Source organism: Ramlibacter sp. (genome assembly GCF_035554825.1).
In the GTDB taxonomy this organism is placed as follows: domain Bacteria; phylum Pseudomonadota; class Gammaproteobacteria; order Burkholderiales; family Burkholderiaceae_C; genus Ramlibacter.
In genome coordinates, this window is the sequence record NZ_DATMHS010000031.1 from 1 (window position 1) to 2,948 (window position 2,948).

The following is a 2,948-nucleotide window of genomic DNA, read 5'->3' on the forward strand; positions in this document are numbered from 1 at the left end:
GAGGACAAGCGCTACGACCGCTTCCGCGACCGGATCATGTTCCCGATCCGCAACGTCAAGGGCGAATGCATCGGCTTCGGCGGGCGCGTACTGGGCGACGGCACGCCCAAATACCTCAATTCGCCGGAGACGCCGGTCTTCAGCAAGGGCCGCGAGCTGTACGGCCTGTTCGAGGCCCGCAATGCGCTGCGCGAGCACGGCTACGTGCTGGTCACCGAGGGCTACATGGACGTCGTCGCGCTGGCGCAGCTCGGGTTTCCGAACGCGGTCGCGACGCTGGGCACGGCCTGCACCGCCGACCATGTGCAGAAGCTGTTCCGGTTCACCGATTCGGTGGTCTTCAGCTTCGACGGCGACGACGCCGGCCGCCGGGCGGCGCGCAAGGCGCTCGACGGCGCCCTGCCCTACGCCACCGACGTGCGCACGGTGAAATTCCTGTTCCTGCCGGCCGAGCACGACCCCGACAGCTACATCCGCGCGTTCGGCCGCGACGGCTTCGCCCGCTGCGTGAGCGACGCCATTCCCCTGTCCCGCTTCCTGATCGAAGCCGCCCGCGAGGGCTGCGACCTCGCCACGGCGGAGGGCCGTGCCCACCTGGCGGCCAACGCCAAGCCGCTGTGGACCCAGTTGCCCGAAGGCGCGCTGCGGCGCCAGTTGCTCGGTGAGATCGCGGCGCTGGTGCAGATCGACGTCGGCGAGCTGGAGGCGCTGTGGACCGGCATTCGCCCCGGCCAACGCGCGCGCCCGGCGCGCGCCAGTGGCCCGGACGGCTGGCGCGCGCCCGCCGCAGCGCCGCGCGGCCGCCCGACCCGCGCCGGCGTGCGGCCGGCGCTGGAGGCGAGCGCCGGCAACATCGCGCGGCTGGTGCTGGCGAATTCCAGGCTGTGGGACGTGCTCGGCGGGCCCGAGCACGAGATCCTGTGCCGGCTCGAAGGCGACTTCGGCGAGCTGTTCCGGTGGGTCGACCACCAGGCGCACGAGCACGGGCCGCAACCGCTGGCCGCGCTGGTGGTGGGGCTGTCCGGCCAGCCGTTCGAGCCGCTGGCGACCCGGCTGATCGAGCTGGACAAGCTGCAGCCCTCGGGACGGGTCGTGGAGGATCCGGAGGCCACGGTGGCCGACCTGCGGGCCAACATGCTGAAGCTGCAGCTGGACGTGCTGGACCTCGAGCTGAAGCGGGTGCAGTCGCTGCCCCCGGGAGAACCCGGACGCGCGGCCGAAGAGGAACAGCTGATCCGCAAGCAATTCGCTCTCAAGCGCCAGCAGGCTCTTGAAAAAGGTGTTTGAAGATATAATGTAGGGTTTGCTAGCGGCAAGAGCGACAGCAGCACCTCCGGACCCTGGCCAACCGCGGACAACAGCTCCCGACCGGCCGACCTTTCCGCAAGGACTGCACACCAAATGTTCGCCCACCCATCTTGCCCGGCATGACAGCCGGACCGAGGCACCCCAACCGCCCCGGAACGCGCCGTCCTCGCCACCCGCGCCGGGTTCGTGGCGCCTGATGTGTTTCTGCTTTTTGAAGAGTCCAGAGGTATTTTTTCATGCCTGCTCAAAAGTCCGGAAAGCTCCTGAAGCCCGCCGCGAAACCCGCCCCGAGAAATCCGATCAAACGTGCCTCGGCGCCGAAAGCTCAGCTCAAGGTCGTGAAGAGCGACCCCAAGGCTGCCGCGCCGAGCCGCAAGCCAGCAACGAAAGTCAAGTCCGTGTCCGTCACCAAGTCACCAGTCAAGCCCACCGAGAAAGCCGCCGCGAAGGACGAGGCCAAGAAGCCCGTCAAGGCGGCCGTGACCGAGGAGGTGAAGAAGAAGCCCGGCCGCCCGCCGAAGGCGCAGACCGCTGAAGCCGCCGGCGCGGGCAAGGGCGGCGCCAAGCGCGGCCGCAAGCCCAAGGCCGCGACCGAGAGCAAGGCTGACGATCTGGACCTGTCCGACATCGAGGACGAACTCGACGTCGAGCCGGCGGTCGAGGCGGCGACCGAGAAGGTCAAGCCGCTGCGCATGAAGATCAGCAAGGCCAAGGAACGGGCCTTGATGAAGGAATTCGGCCTGGACGAGACCGTCCTCACCGAAGAGGAAATGCTCAAGCGCCGCCAGCGCCTGAAGACGCTGATCAAGCTGGGCAAGACGCGCGGCTACCTGACGCACGCCGAAATCTCCGACCACCTGCCCGACAAGCTGGTCGACGCCGAAACGCTGGAAGTCGTGGTGTCGATGCTCAACGACATGGGCGTGGCGGTGTACGAGCAGACGCCGGACGCCGAGACGCTGCTGCTGACCAACACCGGCCCCACCGCCGCGACCGAAGAGGAAGCCGAGGAGGAAGCCGAAGCCGCGCTGTCCACCGTCGACAGCGAATTCGGCCGCACCACCGACCCGGTGCGCATGTACATGCGCGAGATGGGCACGGTGGAACTGCTCACGCGCGAGGGCGAGATCGAGATCGCCAAGCGCATCGAGAGCGGCCTGCAGGCGATGATGGAAGCCATCTCCGCCTCGCCCGCCACCATCGCCGAGATCCTGCGCCTGGCGGCCGACATCCGCGAAGGCAAGGTCGTGATCTCGACGATCGTCGACGGCTTCTCGAACCCCAACGAGGCCGACGACTACGTGGCCGAGGAAGACTTCGACGAGTTCGATGCCGACGACGACGACGACGGCAACGGCGGCTCGAAGGCGCTCACCAAGAAGCTCGAGGAGCTCAAGACCCAGGCGCTGGAGCGGTTCGACCGCATCCAGGAGCTGTTCGAGAAGGTGCACAAGGTCTACGACAAGGAAGGCTACGGCACCCCCAACTACACGAAGGCGCAGCACGCCCTGTCCGAGGAGCTGATGACCATCCGCTTCACGGCCAAGACGATCGAACGCCTGTGCGACATGGTGCGCGCCCAGGTCGACGACGTGCGCAAGAAGGAGCGCGAGCTGCGCCGCATCATCGTCGACAAGTGC

At 67.7% G+C, this 2,948-nt stretch carries 2 protein-coding genes; both read left to right on the forward strand.

Going from position 1 to position 2,948, the window contains the following annotated elements:
* Positions 1-1,287 (forward strand): DNA primase (locus tag VNT59_RS02830; RefSeq protein WP_325496428.1); only part of this gene is annotated, 1,287 nt, incomplete at its 5' end.
* Positions 1,288-1,544: 257 nt separating this feature from the next.
* Positions 1,545-2,948: RNA polymerase sigma factor region1.1 domain-containing protein (locus VNT59_RS02835; protein ID WP_325496430.1), on the forward strand; the 1,404-nt coding region annotated here is incomplete at its 3' end.